5 protein-coding genes are annotated in these 7,386 nt (G+C 74.2%); 2 read left to right on the forward strand and 3 right to left on the reverse strand.

Annotated elements, in window-relative coordinates; translation table 11 throughout:
• Positions 1-164: 164 nt before the first annotated feature.
• Both IF99_RS0125080 and IF99_RS0125085 read left to right on the forward strand, forming a co-directional pair.
• Entirely contained in the window at positions 165-1,139 is a 975-nt protein-coding gene (locus IF99_RS0125080; protein WP_051703678.1) for a (2Fe-2S)-binding protein, read from the forward strand.
• Positions 1,140-1,540: 401 nt separating this feature from the next.
• The gene (locus IF99_RS0125085; RefSeq protein ID WP_030999603.1) at positions 1,541-2,611 is read left to right on the forward strand and encodes a DUF2637 domain-containing protein; all 1,071 of its coding nucleotides are present in this window, start codon (positions 1,541-1,543) and stop codon (positions 2,609-2,611) included.
• 109 nt (positions 2,612-2,720) lie between these two features.
• Here IF99_RS0125085 and IF99_RS0125090 read toward each other — a convergent pair whose 3' ends face one another.
• The 3 genes from IF99_RS0125090 to IF99_RS35195 form a co-directional block, all read right to left on the reverse strand.
• Positions 2,721-3,200, reverse strand: a complete 480-nt coding sequence (locus IF99_RS0125090) for an ATP-binding protein (protein WP_030999605.1) — start codon at positions 3,198-3,200, stop codon at positions 2,721-2,723.
• A gap of 303 nt (positions 3,201-3,503) precedes the next feature.
• Positions 3,504-5,249, reverse strand: coding sequence for a pyruvate dehydrogenase (locus IF99_RS0125095; RefSeq protein WP_030999607.1), 1,746 nt, complete (start codon positions 5,247-5,249; stop codon positions 3,504-3,506).
• A 113-nt stretch (positions 5,250-5,362) separates the two neighbouring features.
• The gene (locus tag IF99_RS35195; RefSeq protein ID WP_234340845.1) at positions 5,363-6,688 is read right to left on the reverse strand and encodes a protein phosphatase 2C domain-containing protein; all 1,326 of its coding nucleotides are present in this window, start codon (positions 6,686-6,688) and stop codon (positions 5,363-5,365) included.
• Positions 6,689-7,386: the final 698 nt, after the last annotated feature.

A 7,386-nucleotide genomic window follows, 5' to 3' on the forward strand; every position in this document is an offset into this window, starting at 1 on the left:
CCTTCCTCCGTACCGCTGGGGTCCGCGTGCTCGCGGCGGGCGGGTTCCGCGCGCCCTCAGCACGATAGAGGGAGGGACCCCAGGTTCCCAGCCCACTCCCTTCCGGTAAGGTAAGGCTTACCTGTAGATCCTCCTGTTTCGACGTGCGATTCGGTGGTCCGCGCATGCTGCACTCCCCCCAGCTCTCCGCCCTCCCGGTACCGGCCCCGGCCGCCTCGCCGGTCGGCGCCGCCTGGGAGCGTCTGGCCGAGGTCTTCCCCGAGCTGCGGGTGACCGAGCTGGCGGCGGGCGAGCCGGGACCCGTGGGGGGCGACTGGGTGAGCGCGGCGGGACTCGCGCGCGCGGGCGCCGAGCTGGACGCCTACCTGCGCTGGGACCACGAGCAGATCGAGCGCGACTACGGGCGCACGCCGCGCCCCGATGTCGTCGCGAGCTTCGGTTTCCACCGGTACGCGTGGCCCGCCTGCCTGCTCATCACCCTGCCGTGGCTCCTGGTGCGCCGCGTGCCCCGGTACGGCGCGGGCGACGTGTACTTCGACCGCCCCCGCTACCGCATGGCAGTCCGCTCCGTGCCCTTCGCCTGCCTGCCCGACGACCCGGAGGCCGGGCACCCCCTCGCGGTCGTCGTACCGGACGAGGAGGCCTTGCGCGCCGAGGTACGGAGCGCGGTGGCCACCCACCTCGGGCCGCTGCTCGACGGGATCGGCCCGCGGATGCGCCGGCGGGGCCGGGCGCTGTGGGGCATGGTCACGGACGAGATCGTCGAGGGCCTCGCGTACGTGGGAGAGCTTCTCGGGGAGCGGGCGCGCACGGCCGCCGAACTGGAGGCGCTGCTGCCCGGCACGACGAAGCCGTACGTCGGCACGCCGGGCTTCCGCGAGCTGACCGGGCCCGACGGCGAGAGGCTGCCGACCAGGGACCGGGTGAGCTGCTGCCTGTCGTACACGCTGGGCGCCGAGGAGATCTGCGGGACCTGCCCCCGGCTGTGCGACGCCGAGCGCGTCGCACGCCTCCGCGCGGAGCGCCTGGCGGCGGAGGAGACCACCGGGCGCGACGCTCAGGCGGAGGAGGCCACGGCGCGGGCCCCCGAGGAGACCACGGCGCGGGGCACTCGGGCGGTGGAACCCGCCGCCGCCTGAGGAGGCATCACCCCCCCCTCTTCCCTCCCGTCGCCGTCGCATCGCCACGGCGCGTCCCGTCCCCACGCCCGGCCGCCCTGCCGGGTTACCCCTGCGTTGCCCGTTTCACACCAGCGCTTTCCGGCCTCGCTCCGCCCCTGCCGTCCCTCCCGGAACACCACGATCGGGGCGCACAGCGGGCCCCCGGTTCCCCCCGCGCATCCGTTTCACGCCCACTCACCCTTACGAGTATTCTGTCTCGCACGGAACTCCCTGTCTTCGCGCGAGAGTTCGAGCAGGTCGACGCTATCCGGTGCCCGGTACCCCCCATTGGCGTCCAGTTGCCCGGAAAACACCTGACGGCCCTTCGGCATGCGCCACGATGGCGCCCGAAAGGCCCTACCGACGCAAGGGACCCCCTGATGAGAATGACCGACATATCGCTGGACTGGCTCGTACCCGGCGCCGTACTGCTCCTGGGCATGCTGGCGGCGGTTGCGGTGCTCACCCGCGGCAAGCGGGCCGGGGCGAAGGCGGCGGCGGCCGAGGACTCCTGGGAACGCAGCGAGGAGCGCCGCCGCCGCAAGGAAGCGGTCTACGGCAGCGCCTCCTACGTCCTCCTCTTCTGCTGCGCGGCCGTCGCGGCGGCGCTCTCCTTCCACGGCCTGGTCGGATTCGGCCGCCAGAACCTCAACCTCTCCGGGGGCTGGGAGTACCTGGTGCCCTTCGGCCTGGACGGGGCGGCGATGTTCTGCTCGGTCCTCGCCGTGCGCGAGGCGAGCCACGGCGACGCGGCGCTCGGTTCGCGGCTGCTCGTGTGGACCTTCGCGGGCGCGGCGGCCTGGTTCAACTGGGTGCACGCCCCGCGCGGCACGGGCCACGCGGGTGCCCCGCAGTTCTTCTCCGGGATGTCGCTCTCGGCCGCCGTGCTCTTCGACCGCGCCCTCAAGCAGACCCGCCGCGCCGCGCTGCGCGAGCAGGGACTGGTGCCGAGGCCGCTGCCGCAGATCCGCATCGTGCGCTGGCTGCGCGCCCCGCGCGAGACCTTCGGCGCGTGGTCGCTCATGCTCCTGGAGAACGTGCGCAGTCTCGACGAGGCCGTCGAGGAGGTACGGGACGACAAGCGCCAGAAGCAGGCCGGGCGTCAGCGCGACCGCGAGCAGGCACGTCTGAAGAAGGCTCAGCTCAAGGCGATCAGCCGCAGCACGCGTGGCTGGGGCGGACGCGGGGGCGGCCGGCAGATCGACGTGCAGCAGGCCATGGCCGGCATGGGGCAGGCCGAAGCGGACCCCGCCATACCGGCGAGCGAGCAACTGCCTTCCGGGCGGCCCTCTTTGCAGGCTCTCACCACGAAGACTGACGCGGCGTCCTCTCCGGAGGAGCCTGCCAAAGGAGCCGTTGTCGACCTGACGGCCGAGGACGACACCCAGGCCCTGCCCCGACTCGACAACCTGGAGCGCAAACTGAAGGAGATGGAGCAGCAGTTCGGCTGAGCCCGTACCGCCTTCCGGATCTCCTCGCGGGGCGGCCCGCACCCTCCCCGGGTGCGGGCCGCCCCGCGTCGTCCGTCGGTACCCCTGCGCCCGCCCCTCGCCGCGCCGCCTACGCGCCCCCCACGGCCCCCGTCTCCAGCTCGAACCACACCGCCTTGCCCGCGCCCACCGCCCTGACCCCCCACGCGTCCGCGAGGGTCTGGACGAGGCCGAGGCCGCGTCCGCCCGTCTGCTCCTCGGGGACGGCGGTACGGGCCCGGGGCACCCCCTTGGCCTGATCGCGCACCTCGACGCGGAGCCGGCCGCGCCGGACGACGGCGGTGAGGACGGCGTCGTCGGCCGTGTGCACGAGGGCGTTGGTGACGAGCTCGCTCGTGAGCAGTTCGGCGGTGTCGGCGCAGGACGCCTCCTGGCCGTGCCGGTCGAGGAGTTCGCGCAGCGCGTGCCGCGCCTCACCGACCGCGCGCAGATCGGCGCGAGCGAGCTTCCTGGTGAGCCGGTGCCCGCGCGGCGGGCGGCGCGGAAGCATCCGCCGGGCGCTCGCCCCTCTCCCCAGCGGGCCGCGCCGTTCAGTCCTGTGCCCGTCCATGTACGGCTCCACCCCCGTGACGGACCACTCCGCCGGTCGGCCCCCCTCCCGGCATCCGGGCACGGGGGCTGCGAACACCACCTCGACGACGCTGTCGACTCTCGTCACACGCTTTCAGGTCACGAACGTGTATACGAGGACCATGCCCGCTTAGTCCGTACCTGACGCCTCCTGGGCGCGACCGCGAGGAAACCCCGACGCACACGGCAGGAACCGCGCGCCGGACCGCCGCGCCGGGGGCGCGCGGGGCGCCCACCGGCCGCGCACCACCCGTACCACCGGGCCTCCCCCGCCCCGGCCGGCTCAGGGGCGGGGCACGTTGCGGAGGTTTGAGCGTGCCATCTGGAGCATCCGGCCGACGCCGCCGTCGAGGACGATCTTGCTCGCCGAGAGCGCGAAGCCCGTGACCATGTCGGCGCTGATCTTCGGCGGGATGGAGAGCGCGTTGGGGTCGGTCACGATGTCCACGAGGGCGGGGCCCTTGTGCGCGAACGCGTCCCGCAGGGCGCTCTCCAGTTGCTTGGGCTTCTCGACCCGCACCCCGTAGGCGCCCGCCGCGCGGGCGACGGCGGCGAAGTCCGGGTTCTTGTTCGTCGTCCCGAAGGACGGCAGCCCGGCCACCAGCATCTCCAGTTCGACCATGCCGAGCGCCGAGTTGTTGAAGAGGACGACCTTCACGGGGAGGTCGTACTGCACGAGGGTGAGGAAGTCGCCCATGAGCATCGAGAAGCCGCCGTCCCCCGACATCGAGACGACCTGCCGGTTCCGGTCGGTGAACTGCGCGCCGATCGCCTGCGGCAGCGCGTTGGCCATCGAGCCGTGCCGGAAGGAGCCGATGATGCGGCGGTGGCCGTTGGGGGTGATGTACCGCGCCGCCCACACGTTGCACATCCCGGTGTCGACGGTGAAGACGGCGTCCTCGGCGGCGATCTCGTCGAGGACGGAGGCGACGTACTCGGGGTGGATCGGCGTGTGCTTCTCGACCTTGCGCGTGTACGCCTTGACCACGCCTTCGAGCGCGTCGGCGTGCTTCTTGAGCATCTTGTCGAGGAAGCGGCGGTTCTCCTTCGGCTTGACGCGCGGCAGCAGGCAGCGCAGCGTCTCGCGCACGTCGCCCCACACCGCGAGGTCGAGCTTGCAGCGGCGGCCGAGGTGCTCGGGGCGGATGTCGACCTGGACGATCTTGACGTCCTTCTCGGGCAGGAAGGGCGTGTACGGGAAGTCCGTGCCGAGCAGGATCAGCAGATCGCACTCGTTGGTGGCCTCGTAGCAGGCCCCGTAGCCGAGCAGCCCGCTCATCCCGACGTCGTACGGGTTGTCGTACTGGATGTACTCCTTGCCGCGCAGCGCGTGCCCCACCGGCGACTTGATCTTCCCCGCGAGTTCCATGACCTCGGCGTGCGCGCCCGCCGCGCCCGCGCCGCAGAAGAGCGTGACCCGGTTCGCCCCGTCGATCAGGGCGGCGAGCTTCTCGATGTCGTCGTCACCGGGGCGCGCCGTGGGCTGCTCGGTGATCATCGCCTGCTCGGTGACCCGCTCGGGCGCGTCGTGCGAGGCCACATCGCCCGGAAGAGTGACGACGCCGACGCCGCCCTGTCCCACGGCGTGCTGGATCGCGCTCTGGAGGACGCGGGGCATCTGCGCCGCGTTGGAGATCATCTCGCTGTAGTGGCTGCACTCGGTGAAGAGCCGCTCCGGGTGGGTCTCCTGGAAGTAGCCGAGCCCGATCTCGCTGGAGGGGATGTGCGAGGCGAGGGCGAGCACGGGCGCCATGGAGCGGTGGGCGTCGTACAGGCCGTTGATGAGGTGCAGGTTGCCGGGGCCGCAAGAGCCCGCGCAGGCGGCGAGCCTGCCGGTGATCTGGGCCTCGGCGCCGGCGGCGAACGCGGCGGTCTCCTCGTGACGGACGTGGATCCAGTCGATCGCCGAGTTCCGGCGGATCGCGTCGACCACGGGGTTGAGGCTGTCGCCGACCACGCCGTACAGCCGCTGCACGCCCGCGCGGACGAGGACGTCGACGAACTGTTCGGCTACGTTCTGCTTGGCCATGGCACTCGCACCCCTTCTGTGCTTCACGGGTCCATGAAGTCACGCACCCATGAAGTCACAGTGACCGCGATCGTGCCCGCCAAACACAGGGGCAACGGGACTCAGCCCCCCGCTCAGCCCTCCCAGACGGCGGCGAGGGTGCGATCGTCCGCGTAGCCCTTGACGCGGGTCTGGCTCGTGGCCAGGAAGGCGGCGAGCCCCGGGGGTTCGGGGGCGGACCACTCCTCGGCCAGTCGGCTCGCGAGCGACGGGCTGCCGCGCAGCGGCTCGGCGAGGCCGGTGCCGCACAGCAGCAGCACATCACCCGATCGGGCGATGGAGGCGTGGAACCGGAAGGGTTCGCGGCGCGGCTCCTCCACGGGAGCGTACGGGCTCGGGGGCCGGCCGACGCCGGGATCGAGGGTGAGCGCCCCGCCCTCCGCGCCGGAACGGGGCTGCCCGTCGACGGGGACCTCGGGCTCGATGTCGCGCAGTTCCCCGCCGCGCAGCCGGAAGAGTCCGCCCTCGCCCGCGCCGAAGAAGACGCGGGTCCGGCACTGGCCGTCGGTGGGAAGGAGGAGGCAGCGCAGGCTCGCGGTGTACTCCTCGGGCGCGAGCCCCCGTTCGGCCGCGGCGGCGCGCAGGCGGCCGAGGGTGCGGTCGGTGAGGCGGCGCAGGCCGGACTTGAGGTCGCCGCGGCGGGCCGCCCGGATGTCGTCGGCGAGGCGGCGGTGGCTGCGGCCCACGGCGGCGGCGATCGACCGGACGGCCTCGGTCGCCGCCCGGTACGCCTCGGGACAGGTCCGCGCCCCGGTCGCCGTCGCGACGAGCACGATGCCCTCGTCCCCGGCCCCGAAGCGCACCACGAGCAACGTGTCCCTGCGCGCCTCCCCGCGGTACCGCGCGGAATCCCCCCGCTGCGAGACGGCCCGCAAGGTGCTCCCTCCGAACCGCCCTCCTTCGAGCACGGTGTCGGGCACGTAGGCGTCGAGCGCTCCGGGATCGCTCTCGGCGAGCGCGGTGGGCTCGGCCTCGTAGGTGGGAGGCCGGTCGCCGACGTAGGGGACGCCGCTCGTGGCGCGCGTCTCTGCGGAGGTCTCCCCGGCACCGGGCCGCGCGGGTGCGCCCGGAGAGGCCGGGGACCGCTCGGCGCGGGGGGACGGGGGTCGCTCGGCACGGGGCGTCGGGGGCGGGGCGGGAGCGAGCGCCTCGCGGCCTGTACGGGGCGGATCACCTTGCGAGGCGGCGGGGGCGCTGTCCGCCTCGCCCGCCGGGGAGGGCTGCCGCTCGGCCTGCGGGGAGGGCCGCTCGGCCCGCCCGGGGGACGCCCCCTCCGCTTCAACGGATGGGGGCGGGGACAGGGGGAGCGCGTGGCGCGGGAGGTGGGGGGCCGGCGGAGCGGACTCGTCCCGGAGGGGGCTGGGCGGGGCCGGGTCGTCCTGTATGGGTCCGGGCGGCACCGGCTCGCTCCGCGCGGGCTCGGGCGGCGCTTGGTCGTCCTGTACGGGGCCGGGCTCGTCCCGTGCGGGCACGGGCGCGGGCTCGTCCCGTGCGGGCGCGGGCTCGTCCCGTACGGCGTCGGACGCGTCCGACGCCTCGCGTGGAGACTCTCCGTGTACAGGAGGACGGAAGCCCTCCGGCTCGTCCCGCTCGGGCGGCCCGCCCGCTTCCGATCCTTCCGCCGGTTCCGCCGGTTCCGCCGGGGAGGCCCCCGTCCCCTCCGCCGGGGGCGTCCTGCGGCGGGGTGTCACGCCGGTCCACTCGGCCGGGAGCGGGGGCGGTGGCGTCTCCCCGGCGCCCCGCTCGGGCGAGGAGCCGAACCAGCCCGTGAAGCCGTCCGGCGTGGCGGGGGCGCGGCGCGGAGGCCGTTGCGGCAGGGGCGGGCTGTCCGTCGCCTCCGGCGTGAGGGGCCTTCGCGGCAGCGGTGGGTTCCGCTCCGGCTCGTCCCGGCCGAGGGGCCGTCGCGGAAGCGGTGGGTTCTCCTCCGGTGCCCGGGTGCGGGGCCGTCGCGGCAGGGGCGGGTTGTCCTCCGGCTCCGCCGGGGGTGGCCCGTCGGCCTCCGCGTCGGGGAGCGGCCTTGCGCCGGGCACGTAAGGGCGCCCCAGGCGTTCCGTGGCGGGCCAGGGGGAGGCCGGCTCGGGGGGCCCGGGGGCGAAGG

Origin of the sequence: Streptomyces sp. NRRL F-5630 (assembly GCF_000719475.1) — a bacterium.
Lineage (GTDB): Bacteria > Actinomycetota > Actinomycetes > Streptomycetales > Streptomycetaceae > Streptomyces.

Coding starts and splice junctions, on each gene's coding strand:
- IF99_RS0125085 (WP_030999603.1), top strand. CDS start 1,541: ATGAGAATGACCGACATATCGCTGGACTGGCTCGTACCCGGCGCCGTA.
- IF99_RS0125090 (WP_030999605.1), bottom strand. CDS start 3,200: ATGGACGGGCACAGGACTGAACGGCGCGGCCCGCTGGGGAGAGGGGCG.
- IF99_RS0125095 (WP_030999607.1), bottom strand. CDS start 5,249: ATGGCCAAGCAGAACGTAGCCGAACAGTTCGTCGACGTCCTCGTCCGC.
- IF99_RS0125080 (WP_051703678.1), top strand. CDS start 165: ATGCTGCACTCCCCCCAGCTCTCCGCCCTCCCGGTACCGGCCCCGGCC.